This is a genomic window from Paraburkholderia phenoliruptrix (assembly GCF_019511605.1).
Classification (GTDB): domain Bacteria; phylum Pseudomonadota; class Gammaproteobacteria; order Burkholderiales; family Burkholderiaceae; genus Paraburkholderia; species Paraburkholderia phenoliruptrix_A.
Genome location: NZ_JAEUAV010000010.1, coordinates 72,839 through 96,572 on the forward strand (window position 1 = coordinate 72,839; position 23,734 = coordinate 96,572).

Genomic DNA, 23,734 nt, shown 5'->3' on the forward strand with positions numbered 1-23,734 from the left:
GTGGAAAGCGCGAATTGCCATGCGGAACGTCGCAACGCCAGCCGGTTCGCCGCAACGATATCAGGTTCGACGAGGTTGCTTAGCAGAGGAAAAAATGAGGTGTTATGACATTTTGATCGTCGGTGCTGGGCACGGTGGTGCACAAACTGCAATCGCGCTTCGGCAAGTGAACGTTGACGATTCCATTGCCATTCTGGGCGCTGAAACGGAGTTGCCGTACGAACGCCCGCCGCTTTCAAAGGAGTACCTGTTGGGTGTGAAGGGGTTCGAAAGACTGTTGATTCGCCCTCCACACTTCTGGGACGAGCGAAGAGTGACTATGTTGCTCGGGCAGCGCGTTGTCGCGGTCGACCCCGACGAGCATACGGTGACAACTGCTTGCGGTGCGCAAATCGGCTACCGCACTTTGGTCTGGGCGACAGGGGGGGTCCCTCGACGTCTAAATTGCGAGGGTTTCGACTTGGGCGGCGTACACACGGTGCGTACGCGGGCCGATATTGACCGCATGCTCGGTGAGCTAACGCGTGTCGAGCGTGTCGCAGTGGTCGGCGGTGGCTATATCGGACTCGAAGCCGCTGCAGCATTGAGGAAGCTGGGTAAGCGCGTTGTCATCGTCGAGGCGCTCGATCGGGTTCTCGCCCGGGTGGCAGGCGAACCGCTGTCCCGCTTCTATGAGTTCGAGCATCGAGCACGCGGCGTTGAGATACGTCTGGGCACAGGCGTCGCCTCCATTGTCGGTAACGACGGGCGCGTCACTGGAGTCCGTCTCGTGGACGACGAGATACTTCCAGCGGAGATGGTCGTTGTCGGAATCGGCATCGTTCCAGCGGTCGGGCCACTACTCGCTGCAGGCGCGGCAGGTGGAAACGGCGTGAAAGTGGACGGGTTCTGTCGGACATCGCTGCCTGACGTATATGCGATTGGTGACTGCGCCTTACACGCGAGCCGGTTTGCAGGCAATGCCGACATTCGTCTCGAGTCAGTGCAAAACGCGGTCGACATGGCTAATGCCGTTGCAAACTCGATCGCGGGAAGACCGACGGAGTACAACGCGATTCCTTGGTTCTGGTCGAATCAATATGACCTCAAGTTACAGACGGTGGGTCTGTCGAGCGGGCACGATCTGGCTGTAGTGCGTGGTGAACGCGCAAGTGGATCCTTCGCGGTGGTGTACCTGAAGCAGGGGCGAGTTGTCGCGCTTGATTGTGTCAATTCCGTCAAGGACTACGTTCAAGGACGCAGGCTCGTTATGAATGCGCTCGAGGCTCGTCCCGAAGCTCTAGCGGACGCTTCCATGCCGCTGACAGAGATCACCTAAGACCGCTCAAAAAGGGCAGGGCGCTATTCGGTTATTTATTTAGGACTACTTACAAACTGGCTGAATAAAAATTGCATCGGTTTTTCGGCGGCGATATCGGTGACGTATATGTTATACGCCGAGAATTATAAATTTAAGAAGCCATAAATCATATGACGCTAGAGCCATATTTGGAGACAACGTATGAGGACGCTTGGATGGCGGTGGACGGATCTTACAGATCATTTCGTTAGGGTCATTTTTACATTGATGACGATGTTGGTGTCGGGAGCGGCTTTTGCGCAGTCGAGCGTGACGCTATACGGGATTATAGACACTGGCATTGAATATGTGACCAATATAGGGAAACAGAAGTCGAGCGCAGCGCTGGTGCCGACGCTCACGGCAACGCTGCCGTCAAGATGGGGAATCCGTGGGAACGAGGACCTTGGCGGAGGGTTAAAAGCTGTTTTTGTGCTGGAATCTGGATTCGCTCCTCAACAGGGGACCATGAACCAAAGTGGCCGTTTGTTCGGTCGACAAGCATATGTCGGGCTCTCAGGGCGCTGGGGGACGTTGTCTCTTGGGCGCCAATATTCGCAGATTTTCTGGGGGATACCCGGGGATACATTGGCACCCAATATATACAGCGCCGGCCTGCTCGACCCGTACCTGGCTGCTGCCCCTCGGGTGGACAACTCGATCGTCTACAGTTTTTCGTCGTCGGGGCTTTCGTTCGGCGTGGCTTTTTCGTTTGGCCGCGACGCAGTGGCGCCTGCGGCCGCCGGGGGGTGCGCGGGGCAGTCGCCCACTGACTGGCGCGCCTGCAAAGCAATATCCGCAATGTTGAAATATGAAGCGGCAAGGTGGGGCTTGGCCGTGGCCGTGGACCGGAACTACGGCGGTGCCGGCAGTGGTTCACCATTGCCCAGTAGTTCTCAAACAGACACGCGCGGTGTTGCAAACGGCTATGTGAAGCTCGGTAACGTAACGGTGGGGACGGGGTTTCTTCATCGAATCAATCATGGCTTGCAGGCACCCGGGGTTTACGACGTGAATAGCAATTATTGGTGGCTTGGCGCTTCATATCTCGTCGTTCCAGAAGTGATTCTGGACGCTCAGTTTGGCAAATTGAATGTAGCGGCACACCCTGTTGGCGCTTCTGTCATCGCTGCGCGTGCAATGTATCTCCTTTCGAAAGGCAGCGCTGTGTACGTGACGGCCGGACGTGTCTTCAATCAAAGCAAAGGTATTTTCACTGTCGATGGAGGTACTGCCGGAACTTCGTCTTTGCCGATGGCAGGGATCGATCAAACAGGCGTCATGATCGGTATTCGACACTTTTTCTGAGGGATGGGAAGGTGAGATGGACAACTGTCAAATGAATGGCAGAACCGCTGATATCGACACAATTATTGACACCGGAAAGGTGTCGCGCTTTCAGACCGTCATATTGATAATGTGTTTCCTGGTTGTACTCGTGGATGGCTTTGATACGGCTGTGGTCGGGTACATCGCACCGTCGTTGCGGGGAGAATGGGGTTTGGTGGCAAACCAATTGTCACCTGCCTTCGGTGCTGGACTGTTGGGTCTAATGTGCGGCAGTTTCCTGGTAGGACCGCTGGCTGACACATACGGGCGAAAAAAGGTGCTGCTGCTGTCGGTGCTCGTTTTCGGATTGGCTACGCTGGCTTCGGCAGCTTCGAACTCGATCGGCATGTTCATCGCGCTACGTTTTGTCACAGGAATTGGCTTGGGTGGGGCGATGCCAACCTGTATTACCCTGAGCTCCGAATATTCGCCGGCGAGGTGTCGCATGCTTATGGTCACGTTGAGTTCCAGCGGCTTTGCCTTCGGATTGGCGCTCAGCGGCGAGATAGCCAGCCACGTTATTCCGGTATTTGGATGGCGGGTGCTCTTGCTTATCGGTGCGATCGTGCCTCTGCTGCTTTTGCCATTGCTCGCGTGGCTGCTTCCTGAGTCTGTTCGCTTCATGGTCGGTCGCTCGCGATATAGGGTAGCCCTTTCGGCTGTAGTCGCGAAGATTACAGGTACGACCGATTGGGACGAAGTGACGTTTGTCAAGGGGGAGCCGGCCGCGAACGATCGGTCACCGGTTTCGCGACTGTTCGTCGAAGGGCAGGCGCCACGCACACTGCTGCTTTGGGGCGCCTTTTTTGGTTCAATGTTCGTAATTTATCTGCTGACGAGCTGGTTGCCGAGCGTCCTGAAAGACGCAGGCTATGGTATCTCGACCGCGGCTCGCATCAGTACGCTCTTGCCAGTGGGCGGTATCTTCGGCGGCGTCACCGCGGCGATCTTGATGGACCGCCTGAATCCGCATAGGGTGCTATTCGTGATGTACTTTGGCGCTGCCATAGCTCTGGCGGCGCTTGGTTTCTTGCTGGCCGACCAGGTTTGGGCGAGCGCCGCGGTCTTCCTCGTGGGCGTCGGCGTAGCGGGCGGCCAGAACGGGTTGAACCTGCTCGCAGCCATCAGTTATCCGACATCGGCGAGAGCGACAGGTGTCAGCTGGGCAGTGGCTAGCGGTAGGATTGGCTCGATCGCCGGATCGATGGCCGGCGCACTCATGATGACGCAACTCGGGCAAGGACAGGCGCTATTTGCCACAATCGCGGGCCCGGCGTTGGGTGGGGCGCTAGCGCTTTTCGTCTTGGGGCGTTTGACGGAACGTATTCGGGCATCCGATACGCGAGACATCCCGGCGACCAGCTGAAGTTCTCGTGCAGATATCCATTGAGACATCAATACGCTGCTTCTTCCATCGACCAAGCAGTGGGGTCCTGGAACTAACGTCAGGGAGATGCTGACGGCCGAATTCGAGGTTCGCAGTTGTATCTAGTCTCTATGGGCGGGCCGTAATGGCGACGCTAAAAGAGAAGGCGGTGGATTGGGCGCTGAAGGAAATGGCGTTCGGAGAAAGCAGGCTGAAGTCACACCTTGCCTTCCACCCGTTCGGTCATTTGCCCGTCCTTCACCACGGGCAGTTCACGCTTTATGAGACACAGGCAATCATTCGCTATCTCGATCGCGTGCTCCCCGAACCGTTATTGAGGCCGGACGCGTCACGTGTTGCGGCACGGGAACAGTTGATAGGCATCAACGACAGCTAACTGTTCTGCGGTTGCACCAACGTTATCGTGTTTCAACGCTTGATATGCCCTGCATTGCTGGCCAAACCGGCTGACTTGGCGGCGATAGCCGAGGCCAAGCCGCGCGCTCACGTTGCATTCGATGAAATATCGCGTGTTCTGGGCAGCGAAGATTTCCTCATTGGCAATGGGATAAGTTTTGCGGATCTGGCGATCGGTGCTCAGCTTTCGCTATTTTCCTACACACCGGAATGGGATGAACTCACAGCGGGCCGCGATAACCTGGTGGCCTGGCTACGCCGCATGGAGCAGCGGCCATCTTTCGCGAAGACACGTGAGCGCGCTCGTTGCCAGGAGTTGACGTTGATCAACGGGGCGCCGCCATGTGACGTCAAAACGTGTTCTCTACATGGAGAAAGAGCCACAAACTATGTCCGCTCCGGCAGCAATGCAGAAAGCAGGCGGCGCAACTCGATACACTCCCGGGGGCTCAGCCTCGCAGTGAGGATACGCTCCAGTGTCTCGACACGCGGGCGTAACGCAGCTAACTGCCTCTTGCCTTCTGCTGTGAGAAACAGCACGTAACTGCGCTTGTCGGCGGGATCGTCGGAACGCTCGATCAGTCCATTGCGGACCATACGAGCAACAAGATCGGCGATAGTCGAACGGTCCACATCGAGCTCATCGCCAAGCTGACGCTGATTCACCCCGGGTGTTTGTTGCAATATCTCAAGTGCCGCGTACTGGACGCTCGTGATCTCGGTGGATACTTCGTCGAGCCATATCGCTACGTGACGCTGTTGCGCGCGGCGCACGAGACTACCCGTGAACTTGGCGAGCGCTTGTGCATTGTTGTTCTTGATCGGCAATTTCGCAGTCTCGAGGTGTGTTACTGCATACGGAATATCGGACGGAAGAAACCGGTGAGCTGCGCGTAGGCGTCCAGTGGCAGAACGTGCGCGACGTACTGATCAGGACGGACCACAACCAGTGCGCCCCGCTCGCGGTCGACTTCGCGTTCGTTGAAGATATCAATGCTCGCGTCGCTAGTAAAGGCTTTCTCATAGTCGGTCAGGCCATAACGGCCTTTGCGTGGCAGCAAAAGCGTCGGTAGATCTTTCAGATTTACTTCCCGATGCGGTTGTTGCAGCACGGCCCGCAGGTCGAGCACACTGTCGACATCCGCGCCCTCCGGTGTGACGAGTCGCAATACTGATTCCGCGGATGTCGCGAGGTGCTCGCATAGAGCGTGCAGCATGCTACGATTCGCGTCCGAGAACGCGTACAAACGCCAGCGGCCGTCTGCTTGTGCGACGTGTCCGAGGTGCATTGGCTTTGCATCTGCAAACCGGATGACCGGCGACGAATGAAAACGCGTCCCGATCGAAAAGCCCTTTGCGAGCGCCTGATGCGTGGCTTCGCCGGTTAGTATGCCAGGCCGGTAACGTGTTGCGATACCCGCTGTATAGCGACCCGCTCGAACGAAGTACGCCTGCAACTCTGCGGGATCGACGCCGCTCGCTTCTGTTCGGGCAGGATCTTTCGGCGGAGCGGCCATCATCGCCGACCATTCCTTGTCGAAATCGATCAGTTCCTGTGCAATGGGCTGGCGCTCGTCCGAATACGTCCGCAACAGGTTGACGTCGCTGCGCCCCTCCAGCACCGCGCCGAGCTTCCAGCCAAGGTTGAATCCGTCCTGCATGGAAACGTTCATGCCTTGGCCCGCTTTCGCACTGTGCGTATGACAGGCATCGCCCGCGATGAACACACGAGGTTCCCGGGCAGTGCCATCCGCCGCAACAGCGTCGTCGAAGCGATCGGCCAGGCGCTGCCCTACCTCGTAAACCGAAAACCATGCCACCTCTTTCACGTCAAGCGAATAGGGACGGAGGATTCGCTGGGCCGTCGCGATGCTGCGATCGGCTGTGATCTGCCTAATCCTGTCGCGGTTTTCCGCCGTAACCTCACCTAGATCGACGTACAAGCGCACCAGATACCCACCTTCGCGCGGAATGACAAGGAGATTGCCGTTGCTCGCAGACTGGATGGCCGCTTTCAGCCGGATGTCGGGGAAGTCTGTGACGGCAAGAACGTCCATGACGCCCCATGCATGATTGGCTGTATCTCCGCGAAGCGTTTGCCCGATCGCCGCGCGCACACGGCTGCGCGCGCCGTCGCAACCGACGACATAGCGCGCGCGCACGGCGACCTCATCAAACCGGGTTGGGTCGCTACGCCGCAACGCGACGCGCACCGGATACTCATGGCTATCGTCGCGCTGAATGTCCACGACTTCCATGCCGTAGTCCGGCTCCAGCCGCCGCGCTGAGCGGCGCATTACATCGAGCAGATATTCCTGTATCCGGGCCTGATTGACGATAACGTGCGGAAATTCTGAAAGGCCTGTTTCGGTGTCTTGAACGCGACCGGCACGGCTGATCGCTTCCCGATCGTTTGCATCAGGTCGCCAGAATACCGTGTCGTTGACCCAGTAGGCTTCTTTTAGCAAGCGTTCACTGAGGCCGAACGCATGAAACATTTCGACGGTACGGCACGCTACGCCATCTGCTTGTCCCATCAGCAACGGTCCATCACGACGCTCCACGATGCGGGTATTGATCGACGGGAATTGAGACAGTTGCGCGGCGAGTACGAGTCCGGCAGGGCCGCTTCCGACGATAAGCACGTCGACCGTATCGGGCATGTGCGCAGACTGCGAGGTGCCGAAGGCGGGCTCGATCGATGGATCGCCGACACGAAAACCGTTGAGATGAAATTGCACGATGTCTTCCTCCGGGTGGCATATGTCGCGGTGAGGAAAATATACTCCGTATACCAACTATGTGAAAGGATCGTCGTCGTGGACGTTTACCCTTGCTTCAGGTTTCGCCGACCATCAGTGCAACGCGCAACACCTTAGGCGGCGCCGTGGTTGCACTTGGCGATCCGCCGTTAGACACATCAGCGCCCCCTGGCTCGCCAACTGACCTCTTGGCGGCCGCAGATGCCCGGGCATTCGAGGCTTTGGGCCCTAGGTCAAGGACGCATCAGAGTGCGCACCTATCTTTACTAAAATTAGATGGCTAATATAATGATGTGATGTCACGGAGAAAGATGACCGGGCGATACGTGACCGTGCAAAGAGGTAATGGAGGGAGTCCTCGTATTGGAGGAGAACGAGAAAACCTGGGCAAATTGCTGTTCGCGTGTCGCGAGCGAGACTCGACGCGCTCACGCGTTTTTTGGGGTACAGGCCACTATCTTGCTCCTGCCAACTTAGGTTGGGATCTCCGACGCGAGGATAGGGCGTCTCAAGCACCGTTCTTGCGGTTGAGACGAGTGTTAAATCGCCACGACACGGCGTGTTGCTTCTAGTGCAAGGTTCTGCGAGTGGAATTAATCTTTATCGCGTCGATGACTACGGCCTGGTCTGCATCGCGATCAAACGGCTAGAGTGATCAGAGAATCGGTTTCAGGATCATGTACTTCGATCGTCAGCAACTCGAAACATTTTTTGTCGTCGTGCAGACACGCAATTTCCGCGAGGCGGCGCATGCGTTGAACGTTACGAAAAGTGCTGTTTTCCAGAGGGTCAACTCACTCGAAGAGCACGTGGGAGTCCTACTGCTCGTGCGCGAAAGCGTTGCGCCAACACCTGCAGGGGAAATGTTGCTTCACCACATCCAGGTGCTAAAGATGCTTGAGGCCGACACGATCTCAAGGATAAAGCCCGATGCCAGCACCCGAACAATGGCCGCGATCGTGATCAACGCAGATTCTCTGGCGACGTGGTTTGGGCCGGTTGCCTGCACGATTGCGAAGGAAAATGTCGCTCTAGAACTGATCGTGGACGATCAGGATTACACGCTAGCCGTATTGGCACGCGGCGAGGCAATGGGATGCGTGTCGACGGCACGTACTGCACCGACAGGATTTGTTGCCGAACCGATCGGGGCCATGGAATATGAATGCGTGGCGACACCCTCCTTCGTTGAAGCAAATTTTGCGCGAGGACTGAATCTGCGGGATATCCTCGCTGCGCCCGCAGTGTTATTCAACCGGAAGGATGGCTTACATGCGACCTTTCTCGCGCAACTCGTTGGTTTTCCAGTCAATGGCTATCCGGTACATTACTTTCCTTCGCCGCAGGCTCTCTTATTCGCCATCCATGCGGGAGTCGGTTACGGCCTGGTACCGTCCATGCAGGTGCAGTCGCGTATCGCTTCGGGCGAATTCGTGGCGTTGGCGCCGCACGACAAGATCTCCGTCGATCTATACTGGCATCGTTGGGTGAAGGCGCCACCGAACGCACAGACTATTAGCGAACTAGTCATGCGCGAAGCCCGTCAGACGTTGATTCAGCCACCTTCTGCGTCGCGAGAGCAATAAGAGTCTGCCGTCGATGGCTGAGCGCGGGATCGTGCAGATGTCCCAATCGTTTCTTGGAGGCGGTCGCCAGCTCGGTATAAGCCCACAACGGCAAGTGCGGCGGCGATCGACGCAAGCAGTGGCGGGACTTCGGGCAGTGCAGTGTTGGTTTCCCAGCGGATCAGATAATCTGCCAGTGATATTGCGCAGGCTATCGCCATCGCTGTATTCGCTGCGCGGCCGGAGATGCTGACGTGCAAGAGGCTTAGCGCCAACAATGGTGCCACCGCGGCGATGTAGATGAGATTGAGACCTACCATCATGTCGACAAGGCTTTGCTGACGCGACGCGACGACGATTCCGAGCAACGCCGGCAAAGCTCGGGACCAGAAAGGGCGCATGACAGAAGGTCGGCCGAACATCGCAACTGCATCCGACATCGCTCGCAGTATCGAGCTCGCAGAACCGAGAGCAGCCCCGACCAGCAAGGTTATGACAAAGGCTTGCGCCGTAGTCGTGGCGCCGCCAGGAAGGCTGTGCACGAGCAGGACCGGCACAACTTGGATAGGATCGTTCGCGCGTTGCAGATCCCCATGTTGACGGGCTGCAACGACTGCTGAGACCAACAAGAAACCCATGGCGAGAACCAGCGCTGCAGCGACCAGACTTCCGGCTCGAGCGCTAGAGGGTGTGCGGGCCGCCATCGCGAACTGCTGATAGTCCGCGCCGCATACGACCATAACGGCGACGGACACTAGGACAAATCCGGTGTGAGCGGAGGCACCTTGCTGAAATGCTTTTGCGAAAGTCGCAGGTGCCATTAGCCAAATATCGATTTTTTCCGGTTCGATCAGAGAAAGCAGGAGCAGTACGTTGCATGCGATCAGGCAGCAGGCGAAGCCAACGGAAAGCCATGACAGGCGAACTATCGATAGTGCTAGGAGCAGGACAATGATCACCGCTTCTGCGGAAGTCCTAGATAGCCCCGTAAGCGCTAACACTGCGGAACCTCCGCGAATTTGTGCAGCGAGTACGCCCGTCATCCAGACCAGGGATAAGGCTGCTGCATTGCGGCCGACGGACGGGCCGTAGCACCCGTTAAACTGACTCCAGATAGATCGACCCGTGCGCCAAAACGTAGGCGCGCAGGCGGCGAGCAAGGTCAGACCCAGTGCTGTTGCGACTGCGTAAAGGCATCCGGCCATGCCTTCAACCATCGCCTGTTCGCCCGTTCCAACGAAGAAACCAACACCACAGCTCGTGGATATCAGCATCGCGCCGACTTGCATCGCGTTCAACGTTCGATCACGCATGCCGCGCTCCCCAGCCATTGACAGCGGCACGCGTACCACCGAAGTATGCGTGGCAGACGATTGCTCGCCGGGCGAAAAAAGGAAGCTGCTCGAGGCGTGCGTGTAGCTCAGGAAGACGGTAATAGGGGACGTGCGGAAAGAGGTGATGTGTTAGGTGGTACCCGTTGTGATGCGGATGAAGGAGCGTCGAAACGAACCGACGATCCAGAATGTCGCGGGTGTAGGTAAAGATTCCGCGCGGGTCTAGCCCATAGTGATCAGTCATCTCGCGGAATGTGGTGATTGCATGGAACACAGTGGCTCTAGCGATCATCCACAACAACCCGAACAGAAGCGCGAAGTGTATGCCGAATGCTACCGTCAAAAGCGCCTCATATATCGCCCACCAAAGCAAGACGCCGAGCCGCTGCCATGCGGTGACTTCTTTCGATAGCAGGTGCCCAAAGAACGATCCGGCCCAGGTCGAGGGGTCCTTCAGCACGCGTGCATAGGCGTGGTACCAACGGTCTCCCTTGTTGACGACATTTGGAATGAAATCGGGGTCGCTCGCCGGATCGCCGAGCCAGGCGTGATGCTTCGCATGCTGCTTGCGATACAGCGTAAGGCTATTGAAGAGTGGTGCCGCAAGGAACAGATATGCTGTTCTGTCGTTGACGCTGGGGCGGGTACTCAGGTTGCGGTGTGCGGCATCGTGAAGCAGGTTGCCCAGCGCGCGTTGCCGGTTGCCAATTGCGATGACCGCTACTAGTGCGGCCCACCTGCCCATCGTAAATGCGCCCCAAACAGCGAGCCATATGATGCCCCAGTCGAGGGCAATGTCGGCCAGTGCTTGCCATGTGCGGGGCTGTAGCGAGGGCCAGACGTGACCCGATGCCGCAACGGAGGAATGAATGGCTGCTAGATCGGCAGCGACCAGAGGCGATGTCGTTGAATGCATCGTAAGGCTCCTTTCGAAAAAGAGAGTACCCCTACTGTCCGGACTCTGTGATCCGTTCCTGGGTAGATCCAGTTTGTGTCGAGATCATAGGAGGCCAATAGACAAAAATGAGCGATGATTAAAATAATGATACGACGTAAATAATTTTTTTATGCCGTGCGTTAGTGACGTCATCTATGGCATAACGTAATTCTCTTTTTAAGGAGCCGAGACATTGAGCGAAAGAGACTTGATCAAGCTATGTGCGAAGCTCAGTCCTGTGATGGCTGACTCCGTGTATGTCTATTGTTCGTTTCCGAACTTCGTTTTGCCGATAGGGTTGCCTACCATCTGTACCATCAGCGAACGAGAGGGACTGACGGCTGTCGTGCCGCGTGAAGACGCCGAGCGCCTGAGTTTGCCCTATACATTCGAGGCTCGTCTCATTACGCTGTCTGTGCACTCGAGCCTCGAAGCAGTGGGGTTTATGGCTGTCGTCAGTCGCAAACTCGCGGATGCAGGCATTGCGTGCAATGTGATCGCCGGTTACTACCACGATCACATTCTGGTACCCGTCGAGAGGGCGGAGGACGCGATGGTGTTATTGCAAGAGATCGCTGCTTTTTCCAACAGATGATCGTTGACCATCTTGCGCGCATGGCGCGTTCCGCGGGTCACCCGGCGGAAGAATATTTTTTGGCGGTGGAGAGATAGTGCTAGGCGTGTTATTGCTTGATGCCACACTCAATAAATCGGGATTCAAAGAACCGAGAGGCGAATAAATATCAGGTGCAGGTGCCTGGTATATGAGCGAATCGCGTCGAGGTTGTCCACACGATGCCGAGGGACCTTGCCTGGAGCTAGAGAGGGCAAAGCATGTCCGAACCGACCGACAATATTCCACAACAAGGCTCAGCGGCCGATGCGAACCTTGGCCTGGGCGATGTGCATCGACAGACCGAAGAGGCCCGGGCGCTTATCTCGCGCCTGACCGAGCGCCTGCGAAAACGTGATCGCCGCATCGCCTTGCTCGAGACCGCGCTTGCCCGGACCGTGCTGATGCATCATGTCTGGGCGTCGCATCTTGAACGTAAGCTCGACCGGTCATCTGCCTCGAGCACTCCTATGCAACCCGACGTGCAAGGTCTCTCGGGAGGGGCAAGCACATCCGCTCCCGGTCCAGATGAATCGCCCCCTGGCGTCATCGTCCGTCTTCCGCATCTTACGCGCACCCTTGAGGCGCTGTTCGACGTGATGCGCGAGTACTGGTCGGATTGGGACCCCGAACGCCCGCCAAAATCCTCCACCGTCGCCCGGGCTATCGATGAAAAGCTCGGACTGAAACCTCAGGCCAACGGCGAAGCGTCGCGTAGCGCGCAGACCTTTGCCGCCGCGCTGAGGCCTGACTCAGTAAGTGAATTGGACGGTCGCCACCGTTGATGCTAGCTCTCTGACGGTATGTTCTGACGGCACGACGGAATTGCCCGTCAGTGCGATCCACTGCTTCAATGGGACCCATGCAGTAGCTCACAGGGACCAGGCAGTCGGAGGTTGAACATGCCAGCGCAGTTGCGAGTCGCGGGTGCCATATTACGCCGCAGGCAGGTCGAAATCGAAGTTGGGCTGAAGCGTTCGACGATCTATCAGCGGATCCAGGAGGGGACGTTCCCACGCCCGATCAGGCTCGGCGAGCGGGCCGTTGGCTGGCGAGCTGCCGATATCGAGCGGTTTCTCGAAAACCCGGCAGGATATCGCGCTTCGCAGTCCGATGATGGAGCTTGCGATGAGTGAGCAGCGTGCGGTCGCTTCGATTGACGCTCGGCTGGACAATTGGGCAAGTGCATCCCGTGGCCGATATGACCCAACTGACGCTGCCCTAGTCGAGCAGGCGTGGCAGCGATTGGCGCCATGCCACAAAGAGCTGCTTCATATGGCGTATCAGTGGCGGGCGGGCCGCGAAGTGATTTGCCGGCGGCTCAAGATTCCCCGGCGTCCGTGGCACAAGTACGAGCTGGAACTTGCTGCTGCCAAGCAAAGTATTGCGAGCCTGCTGGCAGTGCAGGTATGACGTAGTTGAAGTCACTAAACAATCTATTCCGGTCAACGTGCGAGCGCACGACCGAGTACGCGTGAGCGGCCCCGATGTACTGACGTGTATGCATAAGTAGGCCAGTCTCCACGCGATCGAAGCCCGTAGCTCAGAAAAATTACGGGCTTGTCATTACCTGATGCTTGAGTCTGATCCCCCTTGAGCCCGCGGTAAGCCTCCCCGGCGCCGCGGGTTCCTTTTTTCACGCGTCCGTTCTGGTGCATCGGTGCGAATCGATGGAGGATGGATCGTGAAGACGTGGCTCATAGCATGGAAGGATCGTGGCTGGACCGCGATCCACGGAGCGATGCAAGGCTGGTCGCTGGGCCTTGCATTAGTCGCCGGCACCGCGATTTTTGGTCCGGGCGTCGCACGTGCCGACGACTGGGGCTGCCAGGTCATCCTTTGCCTATCAAATCCGGGCGGCCCAGAACAGTACAGCCAATGCGTGCCACCGATTGAGAGACTGTGGCGCGCGCTGCGTCACGGCGACCCGTTTCCGACCTGCGACTTTGGCGCTGGCGGATCGCAAGGCACGTTTTCGAGCAACACGTTCGCGAGCCGTGGGTATTGCCGGGAAGACCTCCTGTACTGGGGCGGCCCAGAGCAGAGCGAACTGCTGTGCCGAGCCTCCGGCGCGATCAACGTCGACATCAACAACCGGCTGTACACGCGCGTCTGGTGGGACGTGGGAGGGCAAGGATCGACCGTTACGGAGTTCTACGGCACTGGCAGTACCGAGGTGCCGTACGACCCAACGCAGTCTGCGACGCTGTTCCTGCAACAAATCGAGCAGGACAGCGGATCCGGTGGGGGCCACTAATCATGCCGCTCGATTTTCTCGTGCTCGCCCAACAGTGCGCCCCGCAAATTTCGCCGACCACGATGGCCGCGGTGGTGCGTGCCGAGTCTGGGTTCAACCCGTACGCGATTGGCGTGGTGCATGGGCGCCTCGTGCGGCAGCCGTCCACCGAGGCCGAAGCCATCGCAACGGCGCACGCGCTAACGACGAGTGGTTGGCACTTTAGTGTGGGGCTGGCGCAGGTCAACCGCACGAACTGGACGCGGTATGGCCTGACCGAGCGCACTGCGTTCGATCCATGTCGCAACCTGGCTGCGGGCGCTGCGATTTTGCAAGGATGCTTCGAACTCGCTCGTCATGCCCATGCGGATGAGCAGGCGGCACTTCGCGCGAGTCTGTCCTGCTACGCGAGTGGCAACTTTTGGACAGGCTTTCGCAGCGGCTATGTCCAACGCGTCATGAACGACGCGCAGCAAGCCGTCTCGACGCCGCCGATCGTCGTTCCAGCCATCGCACCGATTCCGGTCGTCCCAGTAACGACTGGTTTTTCCACCAGCCCGGTTCGGCCGAAGCGAGCAACCGACCCGCCGCGAAGCCCGGATCGGAGGGAACTGCCGCCGGGCCAGAGCGGCGAGCGGGTTCAAAGCGCAGTGGTGTTTTAGGACGCTGACCGGATGGATGGGGGCAATTGACGTCGGGGAAGTAGATGGGAGCTACCGATGAAACTGGGTTCGCGAATCAAAGCGTGGTTTGGGCATGGATCTGCTCGATTCAGCCAGGATCGACAGTTCGCCAGAACGGCCTCACTAACGATTTCGGCGCTGTTCGCCGCATCTCCCGCCTGGGCTCAGTTGTCGCAGGTCAATACGCTGCTGAGCACGATCCAGACGACCTTGCTTGGAGTCGGTGGCGTTATCTGCTCGATCTCGATCATCTGGGCGGGCTTTCGAATGATGTTCCAACACGCGCGCTTTGGCGACATCGCCAATGTCTTCATTGGCGGGCTGTTCGTCGGCTGTGCGACGGTCATCGCTGGCATGCTGATCCCGACGGGCGGCTGATCCTTGAGCGACGAATCATGAACTCTCTCAAAGATCGCGTTTTCAAGGGCTGTACGCGTCCCGCCATGCTGTGGGGTGTGCCGCTCGTGCCGGCTCTCATCACTGGCGGCGGCATGCTGATTCCCGCGATCTGGGCGCTGCTCGCGAGTCCCCCACTGGGCGTCGCCATCCTGTTCCTGATGATCCCTGTGTTCGTTGCCATGCGCATGGTTACGCGCCTCGACGACCAGCGCCTTGCTCAGTACGTGCTGCGTCTTCGGATGCGGTTTCGGCAAGCAAACCGGCGGTTTTGGGGTACCCATGCCTACACGCCGGTGCGGCTCAAGAGGAGAGCGTGATATGCGCGCCGCCCCTCAATTCGTTACCGTCGCTCACCGGGAAGTGCCGCTCGCCGACATGATCCCGTATTCGACGCATGTGACCGATCACGTCATCAAGACTCGCGAAGGCGACTATCTGCAGATCTGGAAAGTCGCGGGGATCTCGTTTGAGGCAGCCGATCCAGCTGACATTGCCGTGCGGCACGATGGATTCAACCAGCTCGTGCGCGCACTGCCTGGCGGCCATGTCGCGCTTTGGACGCATCGGCTGCGCCGGCGCGTCTGGGACCACTTCGCCACGCCGTACGCCAACCGGTTCTGCCAGGAACTTGCGACACGTTACTACGCGAGCTTTGCAGGGTATCGCATGATGGCCAACGAGCTCTACCTCACGCTCGTCTACCGGCCTAACCGCACGATAATGGGACGCCTATTCAGTCGAGCTGCGCGTCGCACGCTCGACGATATCCGGCGTGACCAGCACGAAGCACTCAAGGTGATGAGCGAACTCGCCGCTCAGGTCGAGGCCGGCCTCGCGCCTTACGACCCGGTGGCGCTTGGGGTTTTTCGCAAGCCGAGCCCATATGCTAAACGCCCGCGCCGGTATTCGTCGGCGTTGGAGCTGCTCGGCTATCTCGTCAATGCTGTGTGGGAAAGCCAGCCACTCCCGTCCGGGCCGATCCGCGAAGCGCTGCCCACGTCACGCCTGTTCGTCGGCGCAGAAAAGCTCGAGCTCCGAATGCCCGGCGAGACGCATTTCGCCGCGATGCTCGATCTGAAAGACTACCCGGAAGACACTGAACCAGGGATGCTCAACGGTCTGCTGTACGGCGACTTCGAGTACATCGAGACGCAAAGCTTCACGATTCTCGACAAACCCAGCGCCAAAGAGGCGCTCGAGCGGCAGCGCAACCAGTTGATTGCGGGCGAGGACGCGGCCGTGTCGCAGGTCGAGGCAATGGATCAGGCGCTCAACGACCTGATCAACGGCGACTTCGTGCTCGGCGAATATCACTATTCGCTGGCAGTGCTCGGTGACACGCTGCACGCTCTCTCCCGAAACGTCGCAAAGGCACGTACGCAGCTAGCGGATGCCGGCTTCCAGACGGCCCTGATCGACCTCGTTGCCGATGCGGCATGGTTTGCGCAATTGCCTGGAAACTGGCGCTACCGGGCACGTGAAGCGAAGCTTACGTCGCGCAATTTCTGCGGGCTGTCCAGCCTGCATAACTTCTCCACCGGCAAGCGCGAGGGTAATCCGTGGGGAGAGGCGATCACGATCGTCAAGACGCCGAGCGGTCAGCCGCTGTATCTGAATTTCCACGTGACGGCCGAAAAGCAGGACTCCGTCGACGAAAAGGCACTCGCCAATACCCAGATCATTGGGCAGGCCGGCGCAGGCAAGACGGTGCTCGAACTGTTCCTGCTCGCTATGGCGATGAAGTATGGCATCACGGTGGTGCTTTACGACAAGGACCGTGGTACGGAGATCGCGATTCGGGCAATGGGCGGCGTCTATACGGTCTTCCGCCGTGGCGAGCCGACGGGCTTGAATCCATTCCAGATGGAGCCGACCGAGTTCGTGCTCGACTTCTGGGAGCGGCTGGTGCGCAAGCTCGTCGATGGCGGCAGGCCGCTGTCCGCAAGGGATGAGCTCGACGTCTTACGAGCGGTTCGTGAGGTCGCACGCATGGAGAAGCCGCTTCGGCGCCTCTCTATGGTGCGGCAGCTCTTGCCGAACGTGGGCGAGAACAGCCTGCACGCGCGTTTGACCAAGTGGTGCATAGGCGGGCGGCTTGGCTGGGTGCTCGACAATCCCACCGACCGCATTGAATTGGCACAGTCGGGCTTGTTCGGCTTCGACGACACGGAGCTTCTCGATGACGCCGAGGTTTCGACGCCCGTGACGATGTACCTACTGTACCGAACGGAGAGCGTAATCGACGGCCGGCGCTTCATCTACGTGATGACGGAGTTCTGGAAGCGGCTCGACGATCCGGTCTTCACCGACTTTGCGAAGAACAAACAGAAGACCATCCGCAAGCAGAACGGGCTCGGCATCTTTGACACGCAGTCGCCCGCGGACGTATTGCGGAGCGACATCGCACGCGCATTGATCGAGCAAAGCGGGACGTTCTTTTTCCTGCCCAATCCGCGGGCCGATTACGACGACTACGTTCACGGCTTCAAGCTCACTGAGGCCGAATTCAACATCGTCCGAAACCTGGGCGAGAACAGCCGGATGTTCCTGGTCAAGCAGGGGCACCAATCGGCCATCGGACGGCTGGATCTCAAGGGGCTCGGCGATGTGCTCGATGTGTTGTCCGGCACGACGGACAACGTCGAGCTGCTCGACGCCATCCGCGCGCGAGTGGGCGACGATCCCGATGTCTGGCTGCCGGTATTCCGTGAGCAGCTGACAAGACGTAGAGCGGCGCAGGCGGGAGGGATGCGATGAGCGGCCTCTTTACCGCAATCGGCGGCACGCTCGAGAACGGGATGTCGAGCTACGTGACGAATGTGTCGTCGGCGTTGTCAGGCGCGCTCGTCCCGGCTGCGACGACCGCCGTCACCATCTGGGTCCTCGCGTACGGCCTTGCTGTTGTGCGTGGCGAGGCGCACGAACCAGTGCCAGCTTTTGCGTGGCGAGGGCTCAAGGTGGCAGCCATTCTCGCATTCGCGCTCGGCAGTGGGCTCTATCAGCAGCAGGTGGTGACGGCCATCAATGGCGCCACCGCAGGGCTCGCTCAAACGATCCAGAACGCGGCCAACACGACCGGCGGGGGCAATCCCGGTTGTGGCTCGGCCAGCGGCAGCGCCGTAACGGCGGCGAGCGCCACCAGCATTTATCAGACGCTCGACTGCTATGACCAGCAGGTCGACCTGGTTCTGGACGCCTACTCCGTGAAGGCGACGCATGAGGGCATGAGCCTTTCGGGCATCGTCGCCGGAATCGGCGACATCGTGTGCGGGTTCATCGCGGCCCTCGGTGGCTCGATCTTCCTCATCGTGCTCGCGTTCGAAGTCGTCATGGCGAGGATGCTGCTCGATCTCGTGCTGGGCATCGGGCCCGTGTTTATTGTCTGCGCAGCGTTTGCGCCGACCGCGCGCTTTTTCGAGGCGTGGACCGCGAAAGTTGCGAACTACGCGCTGCTGCAAATCCTTGTGGCGGCCTTTTTGGGCATGGCCCTGACGGCCTTCTCAACTGAACTTGCACCGTTTCAGGTGACGACCGCACCGCCCGGTTCAAACGCCGGCGCACTTGTCGCCGCTGGCCAGGCTGCGCTCGAGGCTTCGGCTGCGTGGGGGGCTGCGCTGGGCATGTTTGCGACCGCCATTTTTCTGGCGATGGTCGGCTGGCAGTTGCCGGCGGTGGCATCGGGTCTTTCCGGTGGTGCGACGTTATCGGGCTTTGGCGCTTTCGTCGCAGGTGTTGCGTCTCGCCGCCTTGCCAGCATGCTCGGGCGAGCGCTCACCGGTGGCGGGAACGGGCCACGGCCAGGCGGCACGATCCGCAACACGACGGGCTCAGGCGGCGGTGGTGGAGGGAGTTCAGGAGGTGGCACATTGCCGGCGTATCAGCGGGTCGCACGCGACAACCTCGGGCAGCAAGGCATTTGATGGTGAGGGAGTCATCATGACAGGACGATTCAGGATAGTGGGCGCTGCAATCACATGGCTCATGCTGTGTTCTTCCAGCCATGCGCAGGGCATCCCGGTCTTCGATGCTCAGAACGTGCTCCAGGCCATTGCGACAGTCGGGCAGCTCGAGCAAGAGGTCCAGCAGGAAATCCAAATTTACCAGTCAACCGTCGGTACCCGCGGTTTCGGTGCATTGCTGAGTAATCCCGTGCTCGCGAATTCGCTGCCGTCGAACTGGCAGAGCGTCTATACGGCCGTGCAGCACGGAGGTTATGCAGGGCTTACCGGCAGCGCTCAGGCGTTGCGTTCCGCGAGCCAGATATATGACTGTGGCGACCAGGCAGGTATCGACCAGCAGGTCTGTCAGCGTGCGCTGAACAAGCCATTCCAGGACAAAGCGTTTGGCATGCAGGCGTATCAGACAGAGCTCCAGGAGCTGAACCAGATTCAGAGCCTCATGCAGCAGATCGATGTCACGCAGGACCCTAAGGGCATCGCTGAACTGCAAGCACGGGTACAGACCGAGACGACAGCGGTTGGCGACGAGATGACGAAGCTGCAGCTCTTCCGAATGCTCGGCGATACGGAGGACAAGCTCGTCGCTGAGCAGCAGAGCGAACTGATACTGAGCCGGGCTGGCAACACCGCGCGGTTGCAGGACCAGATGGTACCGGCTTCGTTCGGAAACTGAGGGGACGACGATGCGCGGCATTCTCAGAATATCGCTTCCTCTTGGTTTAGTAGCACTAATGAGCGCATGCCATTTCGGGCCACCAAGACCGGTGCTGCCGGATGGTTCGCACCGGGTGCCGATCAACCGCATTCCGCCTGTTCCGACAACGTCGGCTTCCTCCGTATCGCTTGGCACGTCAGTCGGGGGAGGTGGACGATGAATAGCCGTGACGACTACGGGCGCGTGCTCGATATCGAGGCGTCGCTGACGTACCTGCAGGAACGGTCAGAGCGGCGGGCGTGGCATGTCGCTTATGGCGCAGTGGGCGTTGCTGTGCTGAGCGTGGCGGCGCTTGCCGTCATGGTCCCGTTCTATCGCGTCGTTCCGCTGCCGATCGAGGTTGACCGCCTGACCGGCGAGGCGCAGGTGATCGATGTGCTGGATGCGCGGCATGTCCACACGAAGGAAATCCAGGACAAGCACTGGGTCGAGGCCTATGTGCGTGAGCGGGAACGCTATGACTGGGGCCTGCTGCAGATGGACTATGACGACGTGCTCGCCATGAGCAATGACGTGGTCGCGCGTGACTACCGCTCGATCTACAGCGGCCCGGACGCGCTCGACCGGCAGCTTGGGCCGAACAGCGAGCGGCGCGTGCGGATTCTGTCAACGACCCTGCCGCCCGACGAACCGGGCCGCGCTGTCGTACATATCGAGCGCACGACGTTCAAAAACGGTGAAGCGAATGCTCAGCCGCCCCAACGTTTCGTGGTCACCCTTGCGTACACCTATCGGCCGCCGGTTTTCACGCGTGAAAGCGTCGCGATTGCCAATCCGTTCGGATTCAAGGTGACGGCTTACAGCCGCGATCCAGAATATACGCCGCCTGCATCGTCAGCGGCCGCCACCGGAGTGGCTCCATGAGATACGACAGAAAAGGCGTTGCCCTAATGGCGTTTTGGCTTGGCGCTCTGCTGGTGGCCAGTCCCGTCGCGCGCGCCTATACCGTGCCGGGGTGGTCTGACGACTCTCGGGTGCGGCAGGTCGTCTATCGGCCGGACGCGGTTGTGCGTATCGACGCGCAGCGCGGCTTTGCGACGCACATTGCGCTCGAACCGCAAGAGCACATTCAGGTGGTGGCCCCCGGCGATCGGGACGGCTGGCAGGTCGTCGCGAACAAGGGCGATCACGACGTGTACCTCAAGCCGCAGCTCGCGGCGCACGACTCGAACCTGGAGATCCGTACCGACAGGCGCAGCTACAGCTTCGATCTGGTGGTGCTGCCTCTCAAGGCTAAATTCGGCAACGACGAGGAGATTTACCGCGTGACCTTCGTCTATCCGGATCAAGTGAAAGCGCAGGCACAAGCCCTGAGCGATGCAGCGCTGGTAAGCCGGCGCCTGGCGCAACCGCCGGTCGTCCGTAACACCCGGTATTCGATGCAGGTCATGCCGCACTCGGACGATATCGCGCCGACCGCGGCGTGGGACGACGGCCGATTCACCTACATTCGCATCCCGGCCAACCGGCGCATCCCGGCGATCTTCCGCGTGGCGGACGACGGCACCGAGAGCACGGTCGACAAGCACATGGACGGCGACACCGTCGTGGTTCACGAAGTGGCTAAACGTTTCGTGCTTCGTTTGGGCGAGGAGGTCGTCGGAATCTGGAACGACGCCTATGACATGGATGGGGTGCCGCCACGCGACGGCACAACTGCCGACGGCGTGAGGCGTGTCTTGCGGAGTCACGATGATGAATGACCCGCAAAAAAACCCGCTAAGCGATCAGCGGCCTCGCAACACGATGGAGCCGGATGAGCCTGTCGATCAGGGAGCGGATGCACGCGACGTCGATTTCAATTCCCCGGCTACCGGGATGGGAGATCGCGGCACGCCGGCGCTCGGTCAGTATCGACGTGTTCTTCCTCGCGCCTGGTGGTTGACGCCGCTCGTGGTCGTCATCGTCGCAGGTGCTGGCGCCGTCTGGACGGTGCATACGTTTCTTGCCAGGCACGATGCGCAGGCGAAAGCGCGTCGCGACGCGATCGCGGAAGCGGCGCCGGGCGGGCGGCTATTTAAGGACCTGCCGGCGTCGGCGACGAGTGCGGCCTCAGCACCAAAGGCAGTGAGTGTCGAGGCGGCGGCTTCCGCGCCTGTCGTGAATCGAGCGCCCATCTCGGCGAGGCCGACGCCGCCGGTGCGGAGCTACTACGATGCGCCGCTGCTGGGCATGGGCCCAGCGCCCGAGTTGAACGGTCGCGAAGAAGGCGGGTTGCCGACAGGAGGCATTTCTGGCGCTGTCGCCTCTGGAGCTTCGTCTGTGGGCGCGGGCGTCCCTAGTCGTGCAACCGGTGCCTTGGAGCAGAGCGGCACTGGACCGCTTGCGCAGGCGTTGACCCCGACCGCCACGCCGCGCGTACGCGCGGGCATGCTCGGCGATCGCAGCCTGATTCTCGCGCAGGGTGCGAAGATCGACTGTGCGGGCGACACGGCGTTTGACTCTACCGAGGCAGGCATCTCCACGTGCACCGTGACGAAGAACATCTATTCCGATGATGGGAAGGTGGTGCTGATCGAGCGCGGCTCACAGATCAACAGCGAATATCGCTCGAACTTGGCGCCCGGGCAAAAACGCGCCCTCATCCTCGCCGCGCGAATCAAGACGCCCGATGGCGTGACCGTCCAGATCGATTCGCCCGCAGCCGATGCGCTCGGCCGCATGGGAATCGACGGCTACGTGGACAACCATTGGGGCCAGCGTATCGGGGCGGCGCTACTGCTCGGCATGACGCAGGATGCCATCGGCTATCTGGCCACACGCGGTGGGAACAACAACAGCTCCGCCGTGTATCAGAACACCGAGCAGCAAGGCAACGACATGGCCTCGCATGTTTTGGATCGGACGATCAACATTCCGCCGACGCTCACGCAAAACCAGGGCGCCGAGTTCACGATCATGGTAGCGCGTGACCTCGATTTCGGATCGGTGTATGCCCTCGAGCCGGAGGGATCGCAATGAGATCGTGCATGAATATGCCGAATCCGGTCGACGACATGGTGCTCGCACGGCTTCCGGACGACGCCTCGGTGCGCGAGTTGATGCGGCCGTTTGCGCCGCTGCTGGAAGATCCGGACGTCACCGAGCTCGTGATCAATCGGCCGCAACGCGTACTGACTGAAACGCATCGTGGCTGGCGCGGTTACGACTACACCGACCTCGATTACGAGCGGCTGATGTCTTTTGCGGTAGCCGTTGCCACGCTGACGAGTCAGGACGTGTCGGCCCAGCACCCGGTGCTGTCGGCATTGCTGCCGGGGGATGCGCGCATCCAGATTGTGGTGCCGCCCGTCGTGCCATCGCGCACCGTATCGATCACGATCCGGCGACCATCTTCGCGCGAGAAGACGCTGGATGCTTACCGGGATGAGGGCCTCTTCGACGATACGGTGTGGCATCGGCCGGATGGACTCGACGCCGTATTGCCAATGTTGCCGCCCCAGGTACGCAAGCTCGTCGATTGCCTCGAAGCGCGGGACCACGGCGCGTTTTTCGAGCAGGCGGTTGCCGGGTGCCTGAACATCGTCATTGTTGGCAACACCGGTTCCGGCAAAACGAGTTTTATGAAGACGCTGTGCCAATCCATCGGGCCAGCGGAACGGATCGTGACGATCCAGGACGTCCGGGAACTATTCCTGCCGCACATTGAGAATTGTGTGCACCTGACGTACAGCAAGGGAGGTCACGGTCAGGCACACGTGACGCCCGCGGACCTGATCGCCAGTGCAATGCGCATGCGCCCTGACCGCGTGCTTCTGGCCGAGCTGCGGGGTGCCGAAGCCTACGATTTCCTCAAGCTGCTGACGACCGGTCACGCGGGCTCGATCACGAGCTACCACGCGCCGAATGCCACGGTCGCGGTCGAGCGCTTCGCTCTGATGGCCAAGGAGCATCCGGAGGCCGCAGCATATGACGATGGCGCGCTCAAGAGGCTGCTGTTCCTGACGATCGACCTGGTGGCGCACATGCAGGCCCATCCGGTCTACAACGACGCCGGCGAGCAGATTGGCAAGCGCTGGGGCATGACGGAAATCTGGTTTGATCCCGTGCGCAAGGCGCGCACGAGCTTCGCGTGAGGTC

23 protein-coding genes and 2 pseudogenes are annotated in these 23,734 nt (G+C 59.7%); 21 read left to right on the plus strand and 4 right to left on the minus strand.

Features of this window, described 5'->3' with window-relative positions; genetic code table 11:
• Nucleotides 1-19: 19 nt before the first annotated feature.
• The 5 genes and pseudogenes from JNB89_RS15165 to JNB89_RS31420 all read left to right on the plus strand — a co-directional run.
• Nucleotides 20-1,318, plus strand: coding sequence for an NAD(P)/FAD-dependent oxidoreductase (locus JNB89_RS15165; RefSeq protein ID WP_223216767.1), 1,299 nt, complete (start codon nt 20-22; stop codon nt 1,316-1,318).
• Nucleotides 1,319-1,501: 183 nt separating this feature from the next.
• Nucleotides 1,502-2,647 (plus strand): porin, encoded by a 1,146-nt coding sequence (locus tag JNB89_RS15170; RefSeq protein WP_220362747.1) that lies wholly within the window; start codon nt 1,502-1,504, stop codon nt 2,645-2,647.
• A 31-nt stretch (nt 2,648-2,678) separates the two neighbouring features.
• Nucleotides 2,679-4,034 carry an MFS transporter gene (locus tag JNB89_RS15175; protein WP_220362748.1) on the plus strand — a complete coding sequence of 452 codons (1,356 nt, stop codon included), beginning with the start codon at nt 2,679-2,681 and terminating at the stop codon, nt 4,032-4,034.
• 127 nt (nt 4,035-4,161) lie between these two features.
• Nucleotides 4,162-4,431, plus strand: a pseudogene (locus tag JNB89_RS15180) (glutathione S-transferase N-terminal domain-containing protein); the annotation flags it as partial.
• Between the two features lie 27 nt (nt 4,432-4,458).
• Nucleotides 4,459-4,725, plus strand: a pseudogene (locus tag JNB89_RS31420) (glutathione S-transferase family protein); the annotation flags it as partial.
• Nucleotides 4,726-4,838: 113 nt separating this feature from the next.
• Here the strand turns inward: JNB89_RS31420 and JNB89_RS15185 are convergent.
• Together JNB89_RS15185 and JNB89_RS15190 are read right to left on the minus strand one after the other, a co-directional pair.
• Nucleotides 4,839-5,279, minus strand: coding sequence for a MarR family winged helix-turn-helix transcriptional regulator (locus JNB89_RS15185; RefSeq protein ID WP_220362750.1), 441 nt, complete (start codon nt 5,277-5,279; stop codon nt 4,839-4,841).
• Between the two features lie 20 nt (nt 5,280-5,299).
• A complete protein-coding gene (locus tag JNB89_RS15190) occupies nt 5,300-7,192 on the minus strand; it encodes an FAD-binding monooxygenase (protein WP_220362751.1) in 1,893 nt (630 codons plus the stop codon).
• Nucleotides 7,193-7,890: 698 nt separating this feature from the next.
• On the opposite strand from JNB89_RS15190, the gene argP reads away from it, so the two are divergent.
• Nucleotides 7,891-8,799: an HTH-type transcriptional regulator ArgP gene (gene argP, locus JNB89_RS15195; protein ID WP_220362752.1), complete on the plus strand. Its 909-nt coding sequence runs from the start codon at nt 7,891-7,893 to the stop codon at nt 8,797-8,799.
• Here the strand turns inward: argP and JNB89_RS15200 are convergent.
• Nucleotides 8,769-10,091, minus strand: a complete 1,323-nt coding sequence (locus tag JNB89_RS15200; RefSeq protein WP_220362753.1) for a hypothetical protein — start codon at nt 10,089-10,091, stop codon at nt 8,769-8,771. The two genes, argP and JNB89_RS15200, sit on opposite strands and share 31 nt — an antisense overlap.
• On the minus strand, nt 10,084-11,028 hold the full coding sequence (locus tag JNB89_RS15205) for a fatty acid desaturase family protein (RefSeq protein ID WP_220362754.1): 945 nt from the start codon (nt 11,026-11,028) through the stop codon (nt 10,084-10,086). The genes JNB89_RS15200 and JNB89_RS15205 overlap by 8 nt, the downstream gene beginning before the upstream one ends.
• Before the next feature lie 214 nt (nt 11,029-11,242).
• Between JNB89_RS15205 and JNB89_RS15210 the strand changes: the two genes are divergently transcribed.
• From JNB89_RS15210 to virB11, 15 genes are all read left to right on the plus strand, one after another.
• Nucleotides 11,243-11,644, plus strand: a complete 402-nt coding sequence (locus JNB89_RS15210; RefSeq protein WP_220362755.1) for an ACT domain-containing protein — start codon at nt 11,243-11,245, stop codon at nt 11,642-11,644.
• Nucleotides 11,645-11,883: 239 nt separating this feature from the next.
• Nucleotides 11,884-12,447, plus strand: coding sequence for a hypothetical protein (locus JNB89_RS15215; protein WP_220362756.1), 564 nt, complete (start codon nt 11,884-11,886; stop codon nt 12,445-12,447).
• 117 nt (nt 12,448-12,564) lie between these two features.
• On the plus strand, nt 12,565-12,798 hold the full coding sequence (locus JNB89_RS15220; protein WP_220362757.1) for a helix-turn-helix transcriptional regulator: 234 nt from the start codon (nt 12,565-12,567) through the stop codon (nt 12,796-12,798).
• Nucleotides 12,707-13,075, plus strand: coding sequence for a hypothetical protein (locus tag JNB89_RS15225; protein ID WP_223216768.1), 369 nt, complete (start codon nt 12,707-12,709; stop codon nt 13,073-13,075). The genes JNB89_RS15220 and JNB89_RS15225 overlap by 92 nt, the downstream gene beginning before the upstream one ends.
• 328 nt (nt 13,076-13,403) lie before the next feature.
• Nucleotides 13,404-13,919, plus strand: coding sequence for a hypothetical protein (locus JNB89_RS15230; RefSeq protein ID WP_220362834.1), 516 nt, complete (start codon nt 13,404-13,406; stop codon nt 13,917-13,919).
• A complete protein-coding gene (locus JNB89_RS15235; protein WP_220362835.1) occupies nt 13,919-14,560 on the plus strand; it encodes a lytic transglycosylase domain-containing protein in 642 nt (213 codons plus the stop codon). The genes JNB89_RS15230 and JNB89_RS15235 overlap by 1 nt, the downstream gene beginning before the upstream one ends.
• 57 nt (nt 14,561-14,617) lie before the next feature.
• Nucleotides 14,618-14,959: a TrbC/VirB2 family protein gene (locus JNB89_RS15240; protein WP_220362759.1), complete on the plus strand. Its 342-nt coding sequence runs from the start codon at nt 14,618-14,620 to the stop codon at nt 14,957-14,959.
• A 17-nt stretch (nt 14,960-14,976) separates the two neighbouring features.
• The gene (locus JNB89_RS15245; RefSeq protein WP_220362760.1) at nt 14,977-15,297 is read left to right on the plus strand and encodes a type IV secretion system protein VirB3; all 321 of its coding nucleotides are present in this window, start codon (nt 14,977-14,979) and stop codon (nt 15,295-15,297) included.
• Between the two features lies 1 nt (nt 15,298).
• Entirely contained in the window at nt 15,299-17,737 is a 2,439-nt protein-coding gene (locus JNB89_RS15250; protein ID WP_220362761.1) for a VirB4 family type IV secretion/conjugal transfer ATPase, read from the plus strand.
• Nucleotides 17,734-18,900 (plus strand): type IV secretion system protein, encoded by a 1,167-nt coding sequence (locus tag JNB89_RS15255; protein ID WP_220362762.1) that lies wholly within the window; start codon nt 17,734-17,736, stop codon nt 18,898-18,900. The genes JNB89_RS15250 and JNB89_RS15255 overlap by 4 nt, the downstream gene beginning before the upstream one ends.
• A gap of 16 nt (nt 18,901-18,916) precedes the next feature.
• Nucleotides 18,917-19,612, plus strand: a complete 696-nt coding sequence (virB5, locus tag JNB89_RS15260) for a P-type DNA transfer protein VirB5 (RefSeq protein ID WP_220362763.1) — start codon at nt 18,917-18,919, stop codon at nt 19,610-19,612.
• A 198-nt stretch (nt 19,613-19,810) separates the two neighbouring features.
• On the plus strand, nt 19,811-20,518 hold the full coding sequence (locus JNB89_RS15265) for a virB8 family protein (RefSeq protein WP_220362836.1): 708 nt from the start codon (nt 19,811-19,813) through the stop codon (nt 20,516-20,518).
• A gap of 26 nt (nt 20,519-20,544) precedes the next feature.
• On the plus strand, nt 20,545-21,357 hold the full coding sequence (locus tag JNB89_RS15270; RefSeq protein ID WP_220362838.1) for a TrbG/VirB9 family P-type conjugative transfer protein: 813 nt from the start codon (nt 20,545-20,547) through the stop codon (nt 21,355-21,357).
• Entirely contained in the window at nt 21,350-22,615 is a 1,266-nt protein-coding gene (gene virB10 / locus JNB89_RS15275; protein WP_220362837.1) for a type IV secretion system protein VirB10, read from the plus strand. The genes JNB89_RS15270 and virB10 overlap by 8 nt, the downstream gene beginning before the upstream one ends.
• Entirely contained in the window at nt 22,612-23,730 is a 1,119-nt protein-coding gene (virB11, locus tag JNB89_RS15280; RefSeq protein WP_220362764.1) for a P-type DNA transfer ATPase VirB11, read from the plus strand. The genes virB10 and virB11 overlap by 4 nt, the downstream gene beginning before the upstream one ends.
• Nucleotides 23,731-23,734: the final 4 nt, after the last annotated feature.

Excerpts from the sequence above, each read along its gene's own strand:
- JNB89_RS15165 (WP_223216767.1), top strand. The coding sequence starts at position 20 with ATGCGGAACGTCGCAACGCCAGCCGGTTCGCCGCAACGATATCAGGTT.
- JNB89_RS15170 (WP_220362747.1), top strand. The coding sequence starts at position 1,502 with ATGAGGACGCTTGGATGGCGGTGGACGGATCTTACAGATCATTTCGTT.
- JNB89_RS15175 (WP_220362748.1), top strand. The coding sequence starts at position 2,679 with ATGAATGGCAGAACCGCTGATATCGACACAATTATTGACACCGGAAAG.
- argP (WP_220362752.1), top strand. The coding sequence starts at position 7,891 with ATGTACTTCGATCGTCAGCAACTCGAAACATTTTTTGTCGTCGTGCAG.
- JNB89_RS15200 (WP_220362753.1), bottom strand. The coding sequence starts at position 10,091 with ATGCGTGATCGAACGTTGAACGCGATGCAAGTCGGCGCGATGCTGATA.
- JNB89_RS15205 (WP_220362754.1), bottom strand. The coding sequence starts at position 11,028 with ATGCATTCAACGACATCGCCTCTGGTCGCTGCCGATCTAGCAGCCATT.
- JNB89_RS15215 (WP_220362756.1), top strand. The coding sequence starts at position 11,884 with ATGTCCGAACCGACCGACAATATTCCACAACAAGGCTCAGCGGCCGAT.
- JNB89_RS15220 (WP_220362757.1), top strand. The coding sequence starts at position 12,565 with ATGCCAGCGCAGTTGCGAGTCGCGGGTGCCATATTACGCCGCAGGCAG.
- JNB89_RS15230 (WP_220362834.1), top strand. The coding sequence starts at position 13,404 with ATGCAAGGCTGGTCGCTGGGCCTTGCATTAGTCGCCGGCACCGCGATT.
- JNB89_RS15240 (WP_220362759.1), top strand. The coding sequence starts at position 14,618 with ATGAAACTGGGTTCGCGAATCAAAGCGTGGTTTGGGCATGGATCTGCT.
- JNB89_RS15245 (WP_220362760.1), top strand. The coding sequence starts at position 14,977 with ATGAACTCTCTCAAAGATCGCGTTTTCAAGGGCTGTACGCGTCCCGCC.
- JNB89_RS15250 (WP_220362761.1), top strand. The coding sequence starts at position 15,299 with ATGCGCGCCGCCCCTCAATTCGTTACCGTCGCTCACCGGGAAGTGCCG.
- JNB89_RS15255 (WP_220362762.1), top strand. The coding sequence starts at position 17,734 with ATGAGCGGCCTCTTTACCGCAATCGGCGGCACGCTCGAGAACGGGATG.
- virB5 (WP_220362763.1), top strand. The coding sequence starts at position 18,917 with ATGACAGGACGATTCAGGATAGTGGGCGCTGCAATCACATGGCTCATG.
- JNB89_RS15265 (WP_220362836.1), top strand. The coding sequence starts at position 19,811 with ATGAATAGCCGTGACGACTACGGGCGCGTGCTCGATATCGAGGCGTCG.
- JNB89_RS15270 (WP_220362838.1), top strand. The coding sequence starts at position 20,545 with ATGGCGTTTTGGCTTGGCGCTCTGCTGGTGGCCAGTCCCGTCGCGCGC.
- virB10 (WP_220362837.1), top strand. The coding sequence starts at position 21,350 with ATGAATGACCCGCAAAAAAACCCGCTAAGCGATCAGCGGCCTCGCAAC.
- virB11 (WP_220362764.1), top strand. The coding sequence starts at position 22,612 with ATGAGATCGTGCATGAATATGCCGAATCCGGTCGACGACATGGTGCTC.